Below are 19,072 nucleotides of genomic sequence, written 5' to 3' on the forward strand. Positions count from 1 at the left end.
GCGCCTTGATTCTTGGTTTCACCCTCACCCGGCGCCTGCGGCGCCCCCCTCTCCCGGCGCGGGAGAGGGATTCGACGACGAATGCGACTGCCCCGCCGGACGGACCGTGAGCCTTGCCAGTGGATTTGATATACTAGTATAACCCTATTCGCTGAACAGCAGCCGTCACCGCATGGCGAAAGGACCGCGCGCCGCCATGGCGGGTCCCGCCGCCGGATGGTAGATCTGGGCCTGCGCCGCCGCGCATCCGGCGCAACCGGGGCCGCAGCGTCCGCAACCATGCCGAAGCCATTCTCCCACAAGGGAAAAAGGGCTTTAGCAGGTGCAGCATACTGCTTTACAGTTGCACGCCGATCCTTCGACGGTTCCACCTTCGCACAGCCGGAGCGACCCACGATGACCACCGACGCCGCCCTCCGCCACACCGCTCCGGTCACCGAAGCCGACACCGCCCACACGGACACCGGCACCGAGGACAAGGACTTCCCCCTGCGGGAGGACATCCGCCTGCTGGGCCGCCTGCTGGGCGACACGGTCCGCGAGCAGGAGGGCGACGGCGTCTACGGCGTCATCGAGAGCGTGCGGCAGGCGTCGGTCCGCTTCAACCGCGACGACGACGATTCCGCCCGCCGCGAGATGGCCGAGATCCTGAACGGCCTGCCGCGCGACACGATGATGTCGGTGGTGCGCGCCTTCTCCTATTTCCTGCACCTCGCGAACATCGCCGAGGACCAGCACCACATCCGCCGCACCCGCGACCACGCCATCGCCGGCTCGGCGGCCCGGGAGGGCACCCTGCCCTACGCGCTGGACCGGCTGGAGGCCGCGGGGGTCGAGCCGGACCGGCTGGCCGGTATGCTGGGCATCGCGCAGGTCAGCCCGGTGCTGACCGCCCACCCGACGGAGGTCCAGCGCAAGAGCATCCTGGCGCTGGAGCACAAGGTGGCCGCTTTGCTGGACACCCGCGACCGGTCCCGCCTGACGCCGGAGGAGGCGGAGGCCAACATGGATGCGCTCCAGGAGGCGATCCTCACCCTGTGGCGCACCCGCATGCTGCGCCCGCAGCGCCTCGCCGTGATCGACGAGGTGAAGAACGGCATCTCCTACTACACCGACACCTTCTTCGCGGAGCTGCCGAAGCTGTTCTGCCGCTTCGAGGATCTGCTGGCGAAGCGCTTCCCCGACCGGGAGTGGTCGCTGCCGGCCTTCTTCCGCATCGGCTCCTGGATCGGCGGCGACCGCGACGGCAACCCCTTCGTCACCGCGCCGATCCTGCGCGAGGCGATGCGCCTGCAATCGACCGCGGCGCTCGACCATTACCTGACCGAAATCCACGATCTGGGCGGGGAACTGCCGCTGTCGGAGCTTCTGCTCGGCACCTCGCCGGAGCTGGAGGAGCTTGCCAAGCGTTCCCCCGACCATTCGCCGCACCGCGCGGACGAGCCGTTCCGCCGCGCCCTGACCGGCATCTACGCCCGTCTGGCGGCCACGCTGCGCACGCTCGACCAGCATGAGGCGCTGCGCAACGCGGTCGGCAAGGGCGACCCCTACCGCAACAGCGAGGAGCTGCTGGCCGATCTGGAGGTGCTGTCCAAGTCCCTGAAGGCCTACGGGGCGGGACGTCTGGCCGCCGGGCGCCTGCGCCGCCTCATCATCGCGGTGAAGACCTTCGGCTTCCATCTGGCGCCCATCGACCTGCGCCAGAACTCCGACGTGCACCAGCGCACGGTGGCGGAGCTTCTGGCCGTCGCCGGGCGCTGCGCCGACTACGCCGCCCTGCCGGAGGACGAGCGCATCGCCCTGCTGGCCGAGGAAATCCAGAGCCCGCGCCCGCTCCATTCCCCCTATCACGCGTATTCGGAGGAGACGGCGGGCGAGCTGGCGATCTTCTTCGCCGCCCGCCAGCTTCGCGAGACCTACGGCGCCGCCGCCCTGCCGAACAGCATCATCTCCAAGACGGACGGCGCGTCCGACCTGCTGGAGGTGGCGCTCCTGCTGAAGGAATCCGGCCTGCTGCGCCCCTCGGTGGAGGGCGCTCCGGCGCTCGGCCTCAACATCGTGCCGCTGTTCGAGACCATCGAGGATCTGCGGCAGGCCCCGGCGACGATGGAGCGGCTGTTCACCCTGCCCGCCTACCGCGCCCTGGTCACCTCGCGCGGGAACGAGCAGGAGGTGATGCTTGGCTATTCGGACAGCAACAAGGACGGCGGCTTCCTCACCTCCGGCTGGGAACTGTACAAGGCGGAGATCGAGCTGGCGAAGCTGTTCGACCGGCACGGCGTGCGCATGCGGCTGTTCCATGGCCGCGGCGGCTCGGTCGGGCGCGGCGGCGGCCCCAGCTATCAGGCGATCCTGGCCCAGCCGCACGGCGCGGTGTCCGGCCAGATCCGCATCACCGAACAGGGCGAGGTCATCGCCTCCAAGTACGGGCGTCCGGAGGTCGGGCAGCGCAACCTGGAGGTCCTGACCGCCGCGACGCTGGAGGCCACCCTGCTCGACCTGGAGAACCACGTCGAGCCGGCGGAATCCTTCTACGCGGCGATGGAACGGCTGTCGGAGCTGGCCTTCCGCGCCTACCGGGGGCTGGTCTACGAGACGCCGGGCTTCACCCAGTATTTCCGGACGGCCACGCCGATCTCGGAAATCGCCACGCTGAACATCGGCAGCCGCCCGGCCTCGCGCACCAAGTCGGACCGCATCGAGGACCTGCGCGCCATTCCCTGGGTCTTCTCCTGGGCGCAGTGCCGCCTGATGCTGCCGGGCTGGTACGGCTTCGGCAGCGCCGTGGAGGCTTGGCTGCAGGAGCAGCCGGACGGGATGGCCATGCTCCAGCGCATGAACCACGCCTGGCCCTTCTTCAAGTCGCTGCTGTCCAACATGGACATGGTGCTTGCCAAGAGCGACCTCGCCATCGCGTCCCGCTACGCGGAGCTGGTGGAGGACGCCGAACTGCGCGAGCGCATCTTCGGGCGCATCCGCGAGGAATGGCAGCGCACCCGCCGCCAGCTTCTGGCGATCACCGGGCACGACGACCTGCTGGGCGAGAACCCGCTGCTGGCGCGGTCCATCCGCAACCGCTTCCCCTACATGGACCCGCTGAACCATGTGCAGGTCGAGCTGTTGCGGCGCCACCGCGCCGGCAGCAGCGACGAGCGGGTGCGGCGCGGCATCCTGATGTCGATCAACGGCGTCGCCGCCGGCCTGCGCAACAGCGGCTGATTCCAGAGGGGCTGATTCCAGAGGGGCTGATCCCAGAGGATCGGAGAGCCGCCGCTCCGTCCCGGCCCCGTGTCGGAGCGGAGCGGCGGAAATCGCCCGCTCCGGCCAACGTCACGCTTGCTATCATATTAATATACTAGTACGCTCTTCCTTGTGTTCGGCGTTGCGTTCCGCTCCTTCGGGGGGGCAATGCGATGTCCTGGACGTTTCCTCCCTAGACTCGAAGGCCATCGGGAACCTCCCGGTGGCCTTTTTTCTGCGCACGCTTTGAAGGCGGAGCCATATTGACAATCCATACAATGCCGGGCCTTATGTCTGGAAGGGAGCGCCCCGGCTCCCCGCAAGGATCGCCATGCCGCCGCTTTCCTCCACCGCCTCCCAACACACGTCCTCCCAGCACATCGACTGGGTGCCTTCGCTGGAGGACCGCAGCCGGCCCGTCTATCTCGCCATCGCGGACGCCATCGCCGCGGACGTCGGTGCGGGGCGGCTGAGGCCCGGCGACCGGCTGCCGCCGCAGCGGATTCTGGCGGACCGGCTGGGCATTGACTTCACGACCGTCAGCCGCGCCTATGGGGAGGCGCGCCACCGCGGTCTGGTGGACGCGCGGGTCGGTCAAGGCACCTTCATCCGTAAGACGGATGCCCAAAGCACGGGCCAAGCCCCCTCACCCGCCGCCGTGGAGCCGCAAGCCGCCGCCGGGGCGCTGCCCCTCGCCGTCAGCATGGCGATGAACCAGCCGCCGCAGCCAGAGGACTCCGCCGCCCTGACCGCCCGCATGAGCCGAGGGATTGCCGCGGCGACGGCGGGTCTCGGGTTGCCGGACCTGCTGCGCTACCCGGACGGGGCCGACAGCCCGGACGACCGGGAGGCGGCGGTCCATTGGCTGCGCCACCGCCTGCCCGGCCTCGCGCCCGAGCGGGTGCTGGTGGCACCCGGCACCCAGGCCGCCCTGCTCGCCCTGCTCTCCGCCCTGGCCCGCCCCGGCGACACGGTCTGCGCGGAGGCGCTGACCTACCCCGGCTTCCGCGCCGCGGCGGCACAGCTCGGGCTGCGGGTCGTCGGCGTGCCGATGGACGCGGACGGCATCGACCCGGACGCCCTGCGCGCCGTTCTGGCGGAGCATCGTCCCAAGGCGCTCTACTGCATTCCCACCTTTCACAACCCGACCACCGCGACCATGCCGGAAGAGCGGCGGCGGGCCGTCGCCGCGGCGGCGCGTGACCATGGCGTTCCGATCATCGAGGACGACATCTACGGCCCGCTGCCCGAGCGGACGCCGCCGCCGCTGGCCACCTTCGCGCCGGAGCTGACCTATCACGTCGCCGGGCTTGCGAAATGCGTGTCTCCGGCGCTGCGCATCGCCTATGTGGCGGCACCGGACGCCCGGCAGGCCCGCCGGGTTGCGGCGGCGCAGCGGGCGACCACGCTGATCGCCTCCCCCCTGTCCGCCGCCGTGGCCCGGCTGTGGATCGCCGACGGAACCGCGGAGGCCGCGCGCGACGCCATCCGGGCCGAGGCCATGGCCCGCCGGGCGCTCGCCGAAGCGCTTCTTCCGGCGGACCGCATCGTCACGCGGCGGGAAGCCTTCCATTTCTGGCTGTCCCTGCCGGACGGCTGGACCGGCGGAGAGTTCACCGCCCATCTGCGCAGCCGGGGCATCTCCGCCGTGGCCGCCGACGCCTTCGCCACCACGCCGGAGGTGCCGGCGGCCCTGCGCTTCTGCCTGGGCGCGCCGCTGGACCGCGCCGAGACCCGCCGCGCGCTGGAGACTCTGGCCGACGCCCTGGCTCTGCCCCCCGCCGCCGCGGGCGTCATCATCTGAGGTGAGATGGTTGGAGGGTGGAGGCTCGGTTCGAGGACTCTTCTCATATCATATCCCGTCAATCACTCTGCTTCAAATCGTCGCATTGCAGGGAGCGCGCCCGGCAAAGCGCCATTTTTCCATACACACCCTCCATTGAATGCATTCAATCGCGCTTGCCGGTTCTGACAATGTAGGCATACACTCCGCGCCATGCCGCAGACCGCCGCTCTGGTGGTCCGGATGTTTGCGCAGAGGCACGCCATGCAGAATCTTGCCCGCTCGTCCACCCTTTCCCCTCCGCCCCCCGCCCCTGCTCCACAAGCCCCGGTTCCCTTCTACGCACCGCACCGGAAGATCTACCCGAAGGCGGCCCGCGGACGTTTCCGGCGCATCAAGTCGGCGCTGATGCTGGGATTGCTGGCGCTCTTCGTGCTGCTGCCCTGGCTGCGCTGGGACCGCGGCGCCGGCCTGCCGGATCAGGCGGTTCTGTTCGACCTGGACAGCCAGCGATTCTACCTGTTCGCCCTCGAACTCTGGCCGCAGCACATCTACTACCTGACGGGGGCGATGATCCTCGCGGCGGTCGGGCTGTTCCTGGCGACCGCGCTCGCGGGCCGCGTCTGGTGCGGCTACGCCTGCCCGCAAACGGTCTGGACCGACCTCTATGTGAAGGTGGAGGAGTGGATCGAAGGCGACCGCGGCGCCCGCATCCGGCTGGACAACGGCCCGCGCGACGCCGGCTGGCTGGCGAAGAAGATGGCCAAGCACGCGGTCTGGCTGCTGATCGCCCTGATCACCGGAGCCTCGGCCATCTTCTACTTCGTGGACGCGCCGGGCTACATGGCGGACCTGCTGCGCTTCCAGCCCGGGCCGGTGGCGACCGGCTGGATTCTGTTCATGACCGCCTGCACCTACGCCATGGCCGGCTTCATGCGGGAGCAGATGTGCGTCTATGTCTGCCCCTGGCCGCGCATCCAGGCCGCCCTTCTGGATGACGAAAGCCTCACCGTCACCTACCAGGACTGGCGGGGCGACGGGCGGGCGCCGCTGCGCAAGGAGCAGAGCTGGGCGGAACGGTCCGCCGCCGGGCTGGGCGACTGCATCGACTGCAAGGCCTGCGTCCAGGTCTGCCCGACCGGAATCGACATCCGCGACGGGCTTCAGATGGACTGCATCAGTTGCGGCCTGTGCATCGACGCCTGCGACGACGTGATGGGCCGCATCGGGCGCCCCGGCGGGCTGATCCGCTACGACACCCAGAACGCGCAGGCCGCCAAGGCCACGGCGCGCAAGCCGGAGCCCTACCGGCTGGTCCGCCCGCGCACCATCGTCTATTCGCTGATGATGCTGGTGGTCGGCGGGATGATGACGCTCGGCGTTCTGCTGGAGCCGACGGTGGACGTGTCCGTCCTGCGCGACCGGGCGCCGCTCCACGTCACCCTGTCCGACGGGGCGGTCCAGAACAGTTACACGGTCAAGATCTCCAACATGACCCGCGCGCCCCAGGACTACCGCCTGACCGTCGCCGGCCCGAAGGGCGCCGCGGTGGCGGTGGCCGGTGGAGCGGCCCTGCTGACCGCCGGCCCCGACACCGTGCAGACCCACCGCGTCCATGTCCGCGTCCCGGCGGGTGCCGCGGCGACCGGCTCCACGCCGCTGACCCTCACCCTGACCCGCCTGTCGGACGGGACGGTCCATCAGGCCGAAACGGTGTTCCTGGCGCCTTGACCGCTCCTACAGAGGACCGTCGCGATCTCGGTCGCGGCGGTCCCTCGGGGCGGTGTGGCCGATGATGGCGCTGAAGCCGAAGAGCAGAAGCAGGACGCCCATGACGATCTCGATCCCGCAGATCAGCCGCACCGCGCCCGTCACCGGGTGGATGTCGCCGTAGCCGACCGTGGCGAAGGTGACCAGCGAGAAATACAGCCCCTCCGGAAAGGTCAGGTCGCGGCGCACGCCGTCCACGATGAAGTTCGGCTCCACCATGAAGCGGTCCAGGATGGTGTAGAAGGCGCCGAACATGATGATGCACAGCGAATAGAAGGTCAGGAAGGCGAAGGCCGGCAGCACCAGCCGGGCCGCCTGCTGGAAGAAGCCTTCGAACAGCAGCCCGGCGTCCAGCAGGAAGACGGCGATGTCCCGCGCGACGAGGGCCACGACGACCCCGATGGCGCTCATCGACAGCAGGAAGACGGCGGTCAGCATCTCCGGCGACACGTCCCGCCCCGGCAACAGGAAGGTCAGCGCGCCGATGCCCCAGACCGGCGCCATCCACAGGAAGATGCGGTCGAAATGCCCACCGTCGCGCAGACGCCGCGACATCACGATGCTGCGGATCGTGTTGGCCCGCCACCAGGCGCCGCCCAGGAAGGCGATCAGCGGAATCGCGAAGGCGGCGGCCTGGATGTGCGACGGGATGGTGTGGAAGTTGCTTTCCAGGAAGAAGACGAAGACACAGGCGTACACGCCGATGAAGTTCGCCAGGGCAAGGCTGAAGAACTGGCTTCCCGGAAACAGATAGTGGAAGGCCCCGACGACGAGGCCGACCGAACCCAGCAGCGCGAAGGCCAGATCGCCCGACACCGACCGGATGGACAGGGCGATCATGCCCTGCATCAGCGCGGTCAGCACCGCCCCGGTCAGCCAGGAGCGGCGGGCACGCGGGCGGGGCGTGTGAGCGGGGCCGGCGGCCTTGCTGGGGCGACGGTCGGAAAGGGTCTGGTCCATGCGCGAACCGGTTGTCGGTGGTGCCCACCTTATAGCGCCACCGCCGGTCCGTTTGGCAGGACTTTCAACCGCCTTCCCCCATCCGGCTCACAAGCCGCCGCCTCACCAGCCGCCGGTCGCCAGCCAGCGGTCCACCATGTCCAGCCGGTCCCAGCCCCAGAAGGGTTCGTCGTCCACGATGACGAAGGGCGACCCGAAGACCCCGCGGTCCACCGCGGCGTCGTTCTCGGCGCGCAGACGGTCCTTGATGTCCTGGTCCTGGAGGGCCGCCGCCACCGCCGCACGGTCGTGGCCGAGCGTGCCGGCGATCTCCACAACCGTTTCGGCGGGGCCGATGTCGCGCCCCTCGCCCCAATGGGCGTGGTAGAGGGTGCGGGCGAGGAGCTTCGCCTGCTCGGGATGCTCGTCGGTCAGCCAGTAGAAGGCGCGCGCGGCGGCGACGCTGTTGGCCGGGGCGGAGTCGGGATAGGTGAAGGGCGCCTTGGTCAGCCGGGCGATCCGGCCGACGTCATGGACCAGATACTCGCCGCGCAACGGCTGCTGGAGATTCGGCTTCATCCCCGTCACCTTGAAGATGGCGCCGAGCAGGACCGGGCGCCATGTGACGGTGCGGCCATGCGCCGCAGCCAGCTCCTCGATGCGGCGGCTGGCGAAATAGCCGTAGGGCGAGGCGAAGTCGAAATAGAAATCGATGGGGTCGGCCATCCGCGCGTCCTCCCGGTTTTGATTTTCCGGAAAGGCTAACGCGCGCCGAAGGTTCCGTCCAGCCGCCGCAGGCGCTTTTCGCGCCGACGATGAACCACAGAGACACGGAGACACGGAGGATCGAACCGCCGGGCTTCGCCTCCCGCGGTTCACCTCTCCGAATCTCTGTGTCTTTGTGTCTCCGTGGTGAAAGCCCGCTCCGCGCCCGCGGGCGCCAGGACGGGCTTCAGACCGTCTTCACTTTGGCGTCGAAGACGTAGCCGGCGCCGCGTTCGGTCTTGATGATGCGAGGCTCCTTCGGATTTGCCTCGATCTTGCGGCGCAGGCGCAGGATCAGCACGTCGATGGAGCGGTCGAACACCTCCGCCCCGTCCGCGCGGGTCAGGTCGAGAAGCTGGTCGCGGGTCAGGACGCGCTGCGGGCGCTTCACGAAGGCGGCCAGCAGGCCGAACTCCGCCTTGGTCAGCTCCACCTCCCGTCCGTCCTGGTTGCGCAGGCGCTGGGCGGTCAGGTCCAGTTCCCAATTGGCGAACTGCACGACGGCGCGCAGGTCGTCGGGGCTGCGCGGGGGGCGCCCCTCGCCGGAAACGCGGCGCAGCACGGCCTTGATGCGGGCCAGAAGCTCGCGCGGGTTGAAGGGCTTGGTGAGATAGTCGTCGGCGCCCAGTTCCAGCCCGACGATGCGGTCCACATCCTGATCCTTCGACGACAGGATGATGACGGGGATGTGCGATTCGGTGCGGATCTGGCGGACCAGCCCCAAACCGTCGCCGTCCGGCAGCCGCAGGTCGCAGACCACCAGATCGACGGGGTCGCTCTCCAACGCCTTCTTCGCCGCGGCCGTATCCGGTGCGGTGGTCACGCGATAGCCTTCCGACGCCAGATAGGACGCCAGAAGTTCGCGCACCGGCTCGTCATCATCGACCGCGAGAATGTGCATGGCCCATACCTCCCGTTCCCTTCATAGCTCACACCCGTGGGCACACGCAATCGGTTACAAGCCCGTAACAGGCACTCGCCGCACGACTGACGGGTGAATCGGCTGAAACATCCTGCGTCACGATCGAAACGAAAATGCCTGCTTCCTGAAATCATGCGGTCATCGCCGGTTGGTTTATTCCCTTTTGCCGCGAGGCAGAAGACGAAATACCGCACTGTAGGGGAAAGACGATGTCCGCGCTCGACCAATGCCTGGAACGGATGGCCCATCTCGACCGCGCCGACCGTCTGCTGAACGAGGTGCGCGTCTACAACACGCGGACGCCGATCCGCGAGGCGCTGGCCCAGCACCGCGCTCTGCTGACCGAAGCGCGCCGCCACATCGAATCAGCGCGCACGATGCTTGGCGACGCATGAGCCGGACCGCTCAACAGCGGGCGGTGACCTCGATCTCGATCTTCATGCGCGGGTTGGCCAGGGGGCAGACGATGGTCGTTCCGGCGGGCGGGCTGTCGCGGAACTGCTCCGCCAGGATCGGCTGGACCCGCGGAAAGTCGGCGGCATCCGCCAGATAGACCCGCATCCGCACCACGTCCGACAAATCGGCGTCCGACCGGCGCAGCGCCTTGCGGATGTTGCGCAGGGTCTGGCGCGCCTGCTCCTCCACGTCGCCGGCCATCGTCCGCTGCTCCGCGTCGAAGCCGGAGGTGCCCGGGACGAACACCCACCGCCGTTCCGCATCCCCCACCAAAGCACGCACGCAACCGCCCGTCAGGATCTGATCCACGGCGTTGCCTCCCATTCCGTTTGTCATGCCGACAGTCCGTGCCGCGGCCTTGACATCTATATGTCACAGAAGGCCCGGCCCGCACAAACCCTGACGTGCAGCGGTTCCGCGGCATGTCGGCGCGGCCGGGTCCTTCCCGTCCGCCCAAATCTTTCCCAAATGAAAGCGTAAGCCGGGCCAGGAACGCCCAGTCGTCCATAACGGGAGAAACCCGCATGTCCGGGATCACGAAAGCCGCCCTCTTCACCCTTGCCGTGCCGCTGCTGGCCGCGCCCGCCCTGGCGGCGGAGCCGCCGCCGGGAGCGCTGGCGCTGAAGCGGGTGCTGCTGTCCACCGGCGGCGTCGGCTATTTCGAGCACGAGGCCCGCGTCAGCGGCGACGCGGCGCTGACTTTGGAGGTGCGCCGCGACCAGGTGGACGACGTGTTGAAGAGCATCGTGGTCTACGACGACCGTGGCGGCATCGGCACGGTGGACCTGCCGGGGCAGGAGCCGCTGGAGACCGCCTTCCGCGAACTGCCCTTCACGCCGGACGACCTCGCCTCCCCCACCGCTCTCCTGAACGCCATGAAGGGTGCGGAGGTGCGGGCCAGCGGTTCGCGCGAGGTGTCGGGCCGGCTGCTCTCGGTGACGGAGGAGTTCACGCAGCTTCCCAACGGCGGCGGCACCGTCACCCGCCACCGCGTCAGCCTGATGACGGCGGACGGCCTGCGCCAGCTCCTGCTGGAGGAGACCGACAGCCTGCGTTTCGCCGACCCGCGGGTGCAGGCGCAGCTCGACTCCGCTCTGGCCGCCGTCGCCGGATCGGCGGGCAAGGAGCGGCGGCGCCTGACCATCCGCACCACCGCCCCGCAGGCCGACGCCGGGGCCGAACGCACGGTCCGCGTCGCCTATGTGGTCGCCGCCCCGCTGTGGAAGGCCACCTACCGCCTGACCCTGCCCGAATCGGCGGCCAAATCGGTGCCCGGATCGGTAAAGGGCGGTGAAGGCGGCACCGGCGATCTCCAGGGCTGGGCCGTGTTGGAAAACCTCAGCGGCGACGACTGGAAAGGGGTGGAGTTGTCGGTGGCCTCCGGCAACCCGGTCACCTTCCGTCAGGCGCTTTATTCCGCCTATTTCGTGAACCGCCCGGAGGTGCCGGTGGAGGTGCTGGGCCGCGTCCTTCCCAAGCCCGACGAGGGCGCCGTCACCGCCGATGCGATGGCGAAGGCGATGGAACCGGCCAACAACCGCGCCCGCACGATGGAAAGCGCCCCGCCCGTCGCCGGAGCTGCCCCTCCGGCCCCGGCGCCGGCCATGGCCGCTCCCTTCGCGGGCACCATGCCCCAGCGCGCGGCGGAGACCACCCCCGCCGAAAGCACGGAGGCCACGGCCCAGGTGCTGTTCCGCTACCCGCAGCCGGTAACCCTGGCGAACGGCGGCACGCTGATGATGCCCATCGTCGCCCGCGCCATCCCGGCGGAGCGGCTGTCGCTCTATCAGCCGGACACCCAGCCGCGCCACCCGCTGGCCGCGCTGCGCCTCAGCAACGGCGAATCGGGGGACACGGGGGGCCTGCCGCCGGGCGTGCTGACCCTCTATGAGCGGCTCGGCGGGGCCGCCGCCTATGTGGGCGACGCGCGGCTGGCCACCCTGCCGGCGGGAGAGAGCCGAATCCTCAGCTTCGCGGTGGATCAGGCGGTGACGGTGGACCGCTCCGAACAGCCCAGCCGCACCCTGTCCCGCGCCACGCTGGCCGACGGGGTCCTGCAACTGACCGTGACCGACCGCCAGACCACCACCTACCGCATCGCCGGAGCGGCGGGCGAGGACCGCACGGTCATCGTCGAGCATCCGCGGCGCCCCGGCTGGAATATGGTGCAGCCGGCGGCGAACGGCACGGCTCCCGACACCACCGCGGACGCCTACCGTCTGCCCGTCGCGGTTCCCGCCGGCCAGACGGTGACCCTGGCGGTCGCGCTGGAGCGCCCGCGGGTCGAGCGGTTCGGCATCTCGGAGATGTCGCCGGAGCAGGTGCGGGCCTACGCCTCCTCCACGGAGCTTCCGCCCGCCGCGCGCGAGGCGTTGGGGAAGGTCGCCACCCTGCGCGCCGCCGTCGCGGACAAGGAACGCCGCGTCGCCGAGCTGGAGCGCGAGCAGGCGGAGATCGGCAAGGAGCAGGAGCGGCTGCGCCAGAACCTCGCCACGCTGCCGCGCGACAGCGACCTGTTCAAGCGGACCATCGCCAAGATGGGCGACCAGGAAACCCGTCTGGACGCCCTGTCCCGCGAATTGTCCACCGCCCGCAAGGAGGCCGACACCGCCCGCGACACGTTGCGCGATCAGGTGCGCGGCATGACCTTCTGAGCCTGGAGGCGGAGCCTCACCAGGGCAGCGGCGACACGCCGAACAGCATCCGGTGCAGGTGCAGCAACCCGCCATAGAGCAGCAGAGCCAGCGCCGGGCGCCACCAGCCGATCTCCCGCCAGACGAGGCTTTGGCGCCCGGCCAGGATCGCCGCGAAGGGCAGGTTGGAGGTGCGCGCGGCGTAGCGGTCCCAGTCCGCCCCCAGCCGCCGCGCCATCTTCGCGTCGATCAGGACGCTGCCGCCCAGCGCCAGAAGGGCGAGCGTCCCGAACAGGATCAGCGAGGCGAGATCCCCGTTCGGCACGATATGGGCGACCGCCCACAGCCCGACGCCCCATAGGAACGGATTCCGCGTCACCCGCAGGATGCCGCGGACCGGCTCCCGGTCTCCGGTCAGTAGCTTTTCCTGCCCGACCGCCGTCGGATTCGGGGTGGAGAAGCCGCAGACCAGCAGAAACAGCGCGACCGGCACCAGCAGGACCGGCACCCAGGCGAGCCCGCCGGCGGGCGGCCACAACGGCACGTAAGGCGCCCCGTTGTAGGCCGCCGCCAGCCACCAGAAGGCCAGCGCCGAAATCAGCGAATAGAGGCCGAGGTAGGGCTTCTCCCCCAGCCGCCCGACCAGCGCCGCGCGAAGCGGCGTGCTGGAGATGCCGAAATGCGTCAGCAGCAGGAACAGGCCCGCGGCGGACAGATGGGCGATGGTGCCGGTCATGCGCGGTCTCCCGGTCGCTTCCTACTCTCCCGTCAGGCGCCCTTTTCCAGCGTGGTGCCGCTGCAATAGGCCCAATCGTCGCCGTGCAGGCCGAAGAACAGGGCCACCGGCTGCTTGCCGGAGCGGTCGATCACCACGCGGAAGCGGTTGCCGGTGCAGGCCCCCGCCGCCTGCTTCTGGTAGGGCAGCTTGACGCTCTTGGACGTCAGGCAGGAATCGGCAGCCTTGGGCGGGTTGGCCGTCGCGTCGATCCGCTTGCCGTTCAGCACCATGTAGTAGTTGGTCGCCTGCCCGCCCTTGACCTCGGCCTTCACCTCGATCTTGCCGAATCGGGACTTGTAGAGTCCGGCGTCGGTCTCGCCGTCCGGTGCGCCGGGGGCGATGGGGCGGAAGGAGACGGCGGCGCAGGCCGGCGGCTCCTTCTTCTGGGCGAAGGCCGGCTGGGCCAGGGTGATGGCGGCGGCGCCCGCGATCAGCGCGGCACCGAGAAGACGCGACAGCGGCATGCGAACCTCCTGGATCGGATGGAAGGGGGTGGGGCGGGTCAGACGGGGGCCTGGCAGAACAGGGTCTGCTGCATGATGGCGCAGTCCTTCTCCACCCCGCCGTCGAGCATCGACACCTCGACGCTGGTGACGGTCAGGGTGCGGCCCGGCTTCAACACGCGGGCGCGGGCGATCATCACCTCGCCCTTGGCCGGCGACATCAGGTTGACCTTGAACTCCACCGCCAGGACCTCGCTTCCCGCCGGCATCAGCGTGTAGCCGGCATAGCCCCCGGCGTTGTCGGCCAGCGTGCTGACCATGCCCGCGTGGAAGAAGCCATGCTGCTGCGTCAGGTCGGCGCGGAAGGGCAGGCGCATCTCGCAAAAGCCGGGCTCCAGCCGCGTCAACTCGATCCCCAGCGTCTTGCAGATCGGCTGGCGTTCGAAGCCGGCGCGGCAGCGCGCCTCCCAGTCCGGGTCACGCGGTTCGAAGGTCTTGGGCACGTCTCGGGTTCCCCTGATTGCATTCGGGCTCCCCCTACCCTGCGCCAGCCTTACGTTCCGATCAAGCCGAGCTGCGGACTCGACGCTTCCGCGAAGGCGCGTTTCGGCATGCGCCCGGCCAGACGCGCCGACCGTCCCGCCGCCACCGCGTCGCGCATCGCCGCGGCCATGCGCACCGGATCGCGCGCCTTCGACACGGCGGTGTTCAGCAGGACGGCGGCGCAGCCCAGCTCCATCGCCAGGGCGGCGTCCGACGCCGTGCCGATTCCGGCGTCCAGAACCACCGGCACGGGACTGCGCGCGCAGATCGTCTCGATGGCGTGCGGGTTGCGGATTCCCAGCCCCGAGCCGATGAAGGCGCCCAACGGCATCACCGCCGCCGCACCCAGATCCGCCAGCTTGCGGCAGGTCACCGGATCGTCGTTGCAGTAGGGCAGGACGGTGAAGCCGTCGGCCACCAGCTCCTCCGTGGCGCGCAGAAGCTCCTCCACGTCGGGATAGAGCAGCTCGCGGTCACCGATGACCTCCAGCTTGATCCAGTCCACACCGAGCGCCTCGCGGGCGAGTTGCGCGGTCAGCACCGCCTCCTTGGCGGTCAGGCAGCCGGCGGTGTTGGGCAGCAGCCCGGCGCGGTCGCCGATGACGTCGACGAGGCTTTCCGAATAGCCGTCCAGGCTGATGCGCCGGATGGCCAGTGTGACCAGTTCGCTGCCGCTGGCCTCCAGCGCGTCCAGCATCACCTGCTGGTTCGGATAGCCGGCGGTGCCGAGGAACAGGCGCGAGCCGAACTCCCGGCCCGCTATGGTGAGCGTGTCGTTCATGGATGTTTCCTCGTTGACTGACATCCCCTCTCCCGCCCCGGGAGAGGGAAGGGGCCCGCGCGAAGCGTGGGAAGGGTGAGGGTTCCGGCAAGGATAGTTTATCGATCCTCGACCTTACCCTCACCCGCTCTCGGCGGACCGAAGGTCCGCCTGCCGCGTCAGCGCTGGCTTCCAGCCAGCGCGAGAGCCCGCTGCGCGGGCACCCTCTTCCGGGGCAGGAGAGGGACATGCCATTGATTGGGACCGCCCTGCGCTCAGCCGCCTTGCACGGGGCGGATGATCTCCAGGGCGTCGCCCGCGGACAGGGGCGTCTCGTCCCACCGGCGGGACGGCAGGACCGCGCCGTTCAGGGCGACGGCGACCCCGCGCGTGCCCACGGGAATGCCCCGCGCGGCCAGAAGCGCGGCGACGGTGGGGGCGGCAAGCTCCTCCTCCCGCCCGTTCACACGGATGAGGGCGCTCATGCCGCGGCTCCCTTCGGCTGGGCGAACCGGTCGAGCGCGAAGGGGCGGATCACCGGATCGGCCTCCCCGGTCAGGACCAGCCGCGCCACCGAATCGGCGGTGACCGGGGTCAGCAGGATGCCGTTGCGGTGGTGCCCGGTGGCGTGGACCAGCCCCTCCACCTCCGACAGGCCGAGGATCGGGGCGTCGTCGCGGGTGCCGGGGCGGAAGCCGGCCCAGCTTTCCTCGATGGGCAGTTCGGCGATGCCCGGCAGGGCGCGCCACGCCCCCTCCAGCAGGGCGAACTGTCCCCCGGCGGTCAGCCGGTCGTCGAAGCCGCGCTCCTCCGTCGTGGCGCCGACCAGCAACCGCCCGTCCAGCCGCGGAATCAGGTAGGTGCCGGGAGTCCACACGACATGGCGCAGCAGCGGCAGCCGGGAGTCCATGCGCAGGCACAGCATCTGCCCCTTCACCGGGCGTACGGGCGGGCGCACCGCCGGAGACAGCCCGTCGATCCGGCCCGACCAGGCCCCGGCGGCCAGAACCACCCGGTCCGCTTCGACCAAGCGGTCCCCGACCTGGACGCCGACGGCCCGCCCGCCGCGAACCTCGATGCGGGAGACCTCGGCGTGCTCGTGGATCGAGGCCCCGGCCCGCAGGGCGGCGGCGTGAAGGGCGGCGGCGACCTTGCGGTTGTCCACCTGATGGTCGCCGGCGCAGAACAGCGCGCCGGCCACGCCCGGCTGGAGATAGGGTTCGCGCCGCCGCACCTCCGCCCCGCTCAGCCACTCCACCGGCAGGCCGAGTTTGGTCTGGAAATCGTGCAGGAAGCGCACCTTGGCCGCGTCGTCGGCGTTCAGCGCGATGACCATGGTGCCTTCGGTGCGCAGGTCCACCGCCATGCCGGAGGCGGCCTCCAGTTCCGCCGCGAAGGCAGGCCACAGGTCCTGGGAGGCGCGGGTCAGCGGCAGAAGGCTTTCTTCGCCGGGTTCGGTCTCGACGCAGGCGGCGAGCATCCCGCCCGCGGCGTGGCTGGCCCCCCGACCGGCGGCGGCGCGGTCGAAGACCTCCACCCGGCAGCCGGCAGCGGCCAGCCTCCAGGCGATGGACAGGCCGATCACCCCGGCGCCGATCACGGCGACGGAGGGCTTTGCGGAATCGGAATGAATTGAGGGCGCGGATACCATGCGGCGGCTCCCTTCGCTGGCATTATCCAGACAGGTTCGATGGGTGTGATCTCAGCCGCGCGGGCTCATCCCGCACGGCACCCCAGCCAATGCCCGGATCATCCGGAAGAGAGCCGCCTTTGGCAAGCCCTTTTGTTGGTCACAGCAACAGAAGCGTTGCCAGCCCGAGAAAGGACAAAAAACCTATGACGTCGGTCATGGTGGTCAGGAAGACCGAACTCGCCACCGCCGGATCGACGCCCATCCGCTCCAGCCCGATGGGGATCAGCACGCCGCACAGCCCGGCGACGAAGAGGTTGATGACCATGGCGCAGCCGATGACCACGCCGATCATCGGCTCGAACCAAGTCGCGGCGATGGCCCCCACCAGCGTGGCGAAGACGGCGCCGTTGATCAGGCCGACCATCACCTCCTTACCCACCACGCGGGAAGCGTTGGAGGACGACAGCTCGCGCGTCGCCAGTGCGCGGACGGCCACGGTCAGCGTCTGGGTTCCGGCGTTGCCGCCCATCGAGGCGGTGATGGGCATCAGCACGGCCAGCGCCACGATCTTCTCGATGGTTCCCTCGAACAGCGAGATGACGCCCGCCGCCGCGAAGGCGGTGAACAGGTTCACGCCCAGCCAGGAGATGCGCGAGCGCGAGGTTTCCAGCACCGTGCGGTAGATGGAGGTGTCGCCGACGCCGCCCAGCTTGCCGATGTCGTCCTCCGCCTCCTCGTCGATGATGTCCACCACGTCGTCCACGGTGATGACGCCGATCAGCCGCCCGCCGGCGTCCACCACGGGTGCGGAGACCAGGGCATACTGGCGGAACAGGTTCGCCACCTCCTCCTGGTCCATGGTGGCGGGGATGGCGTCCACCTCCTCCGTCACCAGATCGGCGATGCGGACGGACCGCTTCTGGCGCAGCAGGCGCGACAGCGGCACCGCCCCGACCACCCGGTGCATGGGATCGACGACGAAGATGTCGTAGAAATCCTCCGGCAGCTCGTCGGTGGCGGCGCGGACATAGTCGATGGTCTTGCCCACCGTCCAGAACTGCGGCACCGCCACCAGATCGCGCTGCATCAGGCGGCCGGCGGTGTATTCGTCGTAGGTCAGGTTCTCCTGGACCAGCGCGCGGTCGGCGGCGGGCAGGTTTTCCAGCACCGCCCGGCGGGTGTCCTCGTCCAGATCCTCGATGACGTCGACGGCGTCGTCGGTGTCCAGTTCCGCGACGGCGGCGGCCAGTTCCTTCGGCTCGAACAGCTCGACGATCTCCTCGCGGAGATCGGGGTTGAGGTAGCTCAGCACCTCGCCGTCGAAGTCGGGGCGCAGGATGCCGACCAGCGCCTCGCGGTCGTCATGGCCGAGCTGCTCGATCAGGTCCGCGATGTCGGCGGGATGGAGCCTGTCCACCTCCGCGCGCAGCTCGTCGCGCCGTCCGGCGTGCAGCCGTTCGACGATCTCCTCCACGAACTCCGGCTCCACGCCATAGGCGCGTTCCTCCTCGCCGTCCTCACGGGGCGGTTCGGGGCGTTCGGCCGGGTGCGGCACATCGTCCTGGATACGATCCGGTTCCTGGCGGTCGGTGTGCATGGCGGCACCCTCCCTGTACGATGGCAATGCGGCGTGACGGCATGGTCCGGCGATCGGTCGGCCATGGCGCACCGGCGTTTGCGGGTTGGTGGGGAGCCCCCGCGGATCTCCGCCGGGGCGCCCACCGAATATAGGTGCGCCGCCGCTTTGTCCAGCGCGGCGGGCGGTTCCAGAGCCTCCGTCCCTTCGCGCAATGCTTGCGCGGAGTGCATAATTCGTGCACCCATAATGCGTGCGGGGCCATTCAACCCTCGCAGTCAACGAAGAACTGACACCACCGGCCAGCGGATGTGACGATGGAGTACGCCTACACCGACGTCGACGGTCAGGAAGGGATCATGCTGTCGGGGCGTTTCACCTACGACGACAGCCGCAAGTTCCACGACCTGCTGGCGGATTGGGATGTGTGCGCGCGGCCCCAGGTGCGGCTGGACCTGCGCTACCTGACCTTCGTCGATTCCGCGGCGATCGGCATGCTGTTCGTTCTCGCCAACCGCTGCCGCGACGCGAAGGGGCTGGTGTCGGTGCACAATGCACAACCCTATATTGTGCAGACCATGCGCCGCGTCGCGCTCGACCAGTATGTGGAGTTCCGCTGAAGGGGCCGGTATCGACAGGGCGGCCCGAAAACGAAAAAGCCCGCTGTGGTCCGTTGGACCCGCGGGCTTTTCGTTTGTTTGCCAATCCCCCGTTCCGGAGGGATGGTGCGGTCGAGAAGACTCGAACTTCCACGGCATCTCTGCCACAGCGACCTCAACGCTGCGCGTCTACCAATTCCGCCACGACCGCACAAGGCTGGTAGAACCGACG

At 69.5% G+C, this 19,072-nt stretch carries 17 protein-coding genes, 1 tRNA gene and 1 riboswitch; of the genes, 6 read left to right on the forward strand and 12 right to left on the reverse strand.

What is annotated here, in order from left to right; translation table 11 throughout:
* The first annotated feature begins 396 nt into the window (after positions 1 to 396).
* The 3 genes from ppc to ccoG all read left to right on the forward strand — a co-directional run bounded on the left by ppc (position 397) and on the right by ccoG (position 6,754).
* Positions 397 to 3,219, forward strand: a complete 2,823-nt coding sequence (gene ppc, locus DS843_RS26585) for a phosphoenolpyruvate carboxylase (protein WP_149471843.1) — start codon at positions 397 to 399, stop codon at positions 3,217 to 3,219.
* A 352-nt stretch (positions 3,220 to 3,571) separates the two neighbouring features.
* On the forward strand, positions 3,572 to 5,044 hold the full coding sequence (locus tag DS843_RS26590) for an aminotransferase-like domain-containing protein (RefSeq protein WP_149471844.1): 1,473 nt from the start codon (positions 3,572 to 3,574) through the stop codon (positions 5,042 to 5,044).
* 243 nt (positions 5,045 to 5,287) lie between these two features.
* Positions 5,288 to 6,754, forward strand: coding sequence for a cytochrome c oxidase accessory protein CcoG (gene ccoG / locus DS843_RS26595; protein WP_149471845.1), 1,467 nt, complete (start codon positions 5,288 to 5,290; stop codon positions 6,752 to 6,754).
* A gap of 6 nt (positions 6,755 to 6,760) precedes the next feature.
* Here ccoG and DS843_RS26600 read toward each other — a convergent pair whose 3' ends face one another.
* The 3 genes from DS843_RS26600 to DS843_RS26610 all read right to left on the reverse strand — a co-directional run bounded on the left by DS843_RS26600 (position 6,761) and on the right by DS843_RS26610 (position 9,398).
* Complete coding sequence (locus DS843_RS26600; RefSeq protein ID WP_149471846.1) at positions 6,761 to 7,753, reverse strand: potassium channel family protein; 993 nt, start codon at positions 7,751 to 7,753, stop codon at positions 6,761 to 6,763.
* Positions 7,754 to 7,855: 102 nt separating this feature from the next.
* Positions 7,856 to 8,458, reverse strand: coding sequence for a 2-hydroxychromene-2-carboxylate isomerase (locus tag DS843_RS26605; protein ID WP_149471847.1), 603 nt, complete (start codon positions 8,456 to 8,458; stop codon positions 7,856 to 7,858).
* Between the two features lie 226 nt (positions 8,459 to 8,684).
* The gene (locus DS843_RS26610; protein ID WP_149471848.1) at positions 8,685 to 9,398 is read right to left on the reverse strand and encodes a response regulator; all 714 of its coding nucleotides are present in this window, start codon (positions 9,396 to 9,398) and stop codon (positions 8,685 to 8,687) included.
* A 230-nt stretch (positions 9,399 to 9,628) separates the two neighbouring features.
* Here DS843_RS26610 and DS843_RS26615 point away from each other — a divergent pair, with 230 nt between their 5' ends.
* Entirely contained in the window at positions 9,629 to 9,814 is a 186-nt protein-coding gene (locus DS843_RS26615; protein WP_149471849.1) for a hypothetical protein, read from the forward strand.
* A 10-nt stretch (positions 9,815 to 9,824) separates the two neighbouring features.
* Here the strand turns inward: DS843_RS26615 and DS843_RS26620 are convergent, their stop codons facing one another.
* Positions 9,825 to 10,184: a Rid family hydrolase gene (locus tag DS843_RS26620; protein ID WP_286192341.1), complete on the reverse strand. Its 360-nt coding sequence runs from the start codon at positions 10,182 to 10,184 to the stop codon at positions 9,825 to 9,827.
* Between the two features lie 215 nt (positions 10,185 to 10,399).
* On the opposite strand from DS843_RS26620, the gene DS843_RS26625 reads away from it, so the two are divergent.
* Positions 10,400 to 12,529 carry a hypothetical protein gene (locus tag DS843_RS26625; RefSeq protein WP_149471851.1) on the forward strand — a complete coding sequence of 710 codons (2,130 nt, stop codon included), beginning with the start codon at positions 10,400 to 10,402 and terminating at the stop codon, positions 12,527 to 12,529.
* 16 nt (positions 12,530 to 12,545) lie between these two features.
* Here the strand turns inward: DS843_RS26625 and DS843_RS26630 are convergent, their stop codons facing one another.
* The 7 genes from DS843_RS26630 to mgtE form a co-directional block, all read right to left on the reverse strand.
* Positions 12,546 to 13,244: an NnrU family protein gene (locus tag DS843_RS26630; protein ID WP_149471852.1), complete on the reverse strand. Its 699-nt coding sequence runs from the start codon at positions 13,242 to 13,244 to the stop codon at positions 12,546 to 12,548.
* A 32-nt stretch (positions 13,245 to 13,276) separates the two neighbouring features.
* The gene (locus DS843_RS26635) at positions 13,277 to 13,750 is read right to left on the reverse strand and encodes a hypothetical protein (protein WP_149471853.1); all 474 of its coding nucleotides are present in this window, start codon (positions 13,748 to 13,750) and stop codon (positions 13,277 to 13,279) included.
* A gap of 38 nt (positions 13,751 to 13,788) precedes the next feature.
* Positions 13,789 to 14,232 (reverse strand): PaaI family thioesterase, encoded by a 444-nt coding sequence (locus tag DS843_RS26640; protein WP_149471854.1) that lies wholly within the window; start codon positions 14,230 to 14,232, stop codon positions 13,789 to 13,791.
* A gap of 50 nt (positions 14,233 to 14,282) precedes the next feature.
* Entirely contained in the window at positions 14,283 to 15,053 is a 771-nt protein-coding gene (gene thiG / locus DS843_RS26645; protein WP_149471855.1) for a thiazole synthase, read from the reverse strand.
* A gap of 254 nt (positions 15,054 to 15,307) precedes the next feature.
* Positions 15,308 to 15,517 (reverse strand): sulfur carrier protein ThiS, encoded by a 210-nt coding sequence (gene thiS / locus DS843_RS26650; protein WP_149471856.1) that lies wholly within the window; start codon positions 15,515 to 15,517, stop codon positions 15,308 to 15,310.
* On the reverse strand, positions 15,514 to 16,683 hold the full coding sequence (thiO, locus tag DS843_RS26655) for a glycine oxidase ThiO (RefSeq protein WP_149471857.1): 1,170 nt from the start codon (positions 16,681 to 16,683) through the stop codon (positions 15,514 to 15,516). The genes thiS and thiO overlap by 4 nt, the downstream gene beginning before the upstream one ends.
* Positions 16,675 to 16,778: riboswitch (TPP riboswitch) on the reverse strand. It overlaps the preceding gene by 9 nt.
* 44 nt (positions 16,779 to 16,822) lie before the next feature.
* Positions 16,823 to 18,262 (reverse strand): magnesium transporter, encoded by a 1,440-nt coding sequence (mgtE, locus tag DS843_RS26660; protein WP_149471858.1) that lies wholly within the window; start codon positions 18,260 to 18,262, stop codon positions 16,823 to 16,825.
* 296 nt (positions 18,263 to 18,558) lie between these two features.
* On the opposite strand from mgtE, the gene DS843_RS26665 reads away from it, so the two are divergent.
* A complete protein-coding gene (locus tag DS843_RS26665) occupies positions 18,559 to 18,861 on the forward strand; it encodes an STAS domain-containing protein (RefSeq protein ID WP_149471859.1) in 303 nt (100 codons plus the stop codon).
* 103 nt (positions 18,862 to 18,964) lie between these two features.
* On the opposite strand, the gene DS843_RS26670 is transcribed toward DS843_RS26665, so the two are convergent.
* A tRNA-Leu gene (locus tag DS843_RS26670) sits at positions 18,965 to 19,051 on the reverse strand.
* Positions 19,052 to 19,072 lie beyond the last annotated feature (21 nt).

This window comes from Roseomonas genomospecies 6 (assembly GCF_008365375.1).
Lineage (GTDB): Bacteria > Pseudomonadota > Alphaproteobacteria > Azospirillales > Azospirillaceae > Azospirillum.

Excerpts from the sequence above, each read along its gene's own strand:
- mgtE (WP_149471858.1), bottom strand. The coding sequence starts at position 18,262 with ATGCACACCGACCGCCAGGAACCGGATCGTATCCAGGACGATGTGCCG.
- DS843_RS26665 (WP_149471859.1), top strand. The coding sequence starts at position 18,559 with ATGGAGTACGCCTACACCGACGTCGACGGTCAGGAAGGGATCATGCTG.
- DS843_RS26630 (WP_149471852.1), bottom strand. The coding sequence starts at position 13,244 with ATGACCGGCACCATCGCCCATCTGTCCGCCGCGGGCCTGTTCCTGCTG.
- ppc (WP_149471843.1), top strand. The coding sequence starts at position 397 with ATGACCACCGACGCCGCCCTCCGCCACACCGCTCCGGTCACCGAAGCC.
- DS843_RS26600 (WP_149471846.1), bottom strand. The coding sequence starts at position 7,753 with ATGGACCAGACCCTTTCCGACCGTCGCCCCAGCAAGGCCGCCGGCCCC.
- DS843_RS26605 (WP_149471847.1), bottom strand. The coding sequence starts at position 8,458 with ATGGCCGACCCCATCGATTTCTATTTCGACTTCGCCTCGCCCTACGGC.
- thiS (WP_149471856.1), bottom strand. The coding sequence starts at position 15,517 with ATGAGCGCCCTCATCCGTGTGAACGGGCGGGAGGAGGAGCTTGCCGCC.
- thiO (WP_149471857.1), bottom strand. The coding sequence starts at position 16,683 with ATGGTATCCGCGCCCTCAATTCATTCCGATTCCGCAAAGCCCTCCGTC.
- DS843_RS26590 (WP_149471844.1), top strand. The coding sequence starts at position 3,572 with ATGCCGCCGCTTTCCTCCACCGCCTCCCAACACACGTCCTCCCAGCAC.
- thiG (WP_149471855.1), bottom strand. The coding sequence starts at position 15,053 with ATGAACGACACGCTCACCATAGCGGGCCGGGAGTTCGGCTCGCGCCTG.
- DS843_RS26625 (WP_149471851.1), top strand. The coding sequence starts at position 10,400 with ATGTCCGGGATCACGAAAGCCGCCCTCTTCACCCTTGCCGTGCCGCTG.
- DS843_RS26615 (WP_149471849.1), top strand. The coding sequence starts at position 9,629 with ATGTCCGCGCTCGACCAATGCCTGGAACGGATGGCCCATCTCGACCGC.
- DS843_RS26610 (WP_149471848.1), bottom strand. The coding sequence starts at position 9,398 with ATGCACATTCTCGCGGTCGATGATGACGAGCCGGTGCGCGAACTTCTG.
- ccoG (WP_149471845.1), top strand. The coding sequence starts at position 5,288 with ATGCAGAATCTTGCCCGCTCGTCCACCCTTTCCCCTCCGCCCCCCGCC.
- DS843_RS26635 (WP_149471853.1), bottom strand. The coding sequence starts at position 13,750 with ATGCCGCTGTCGCGTCTTCTCGGTGCCGCGCTGATCGCGGGCGCCGCC.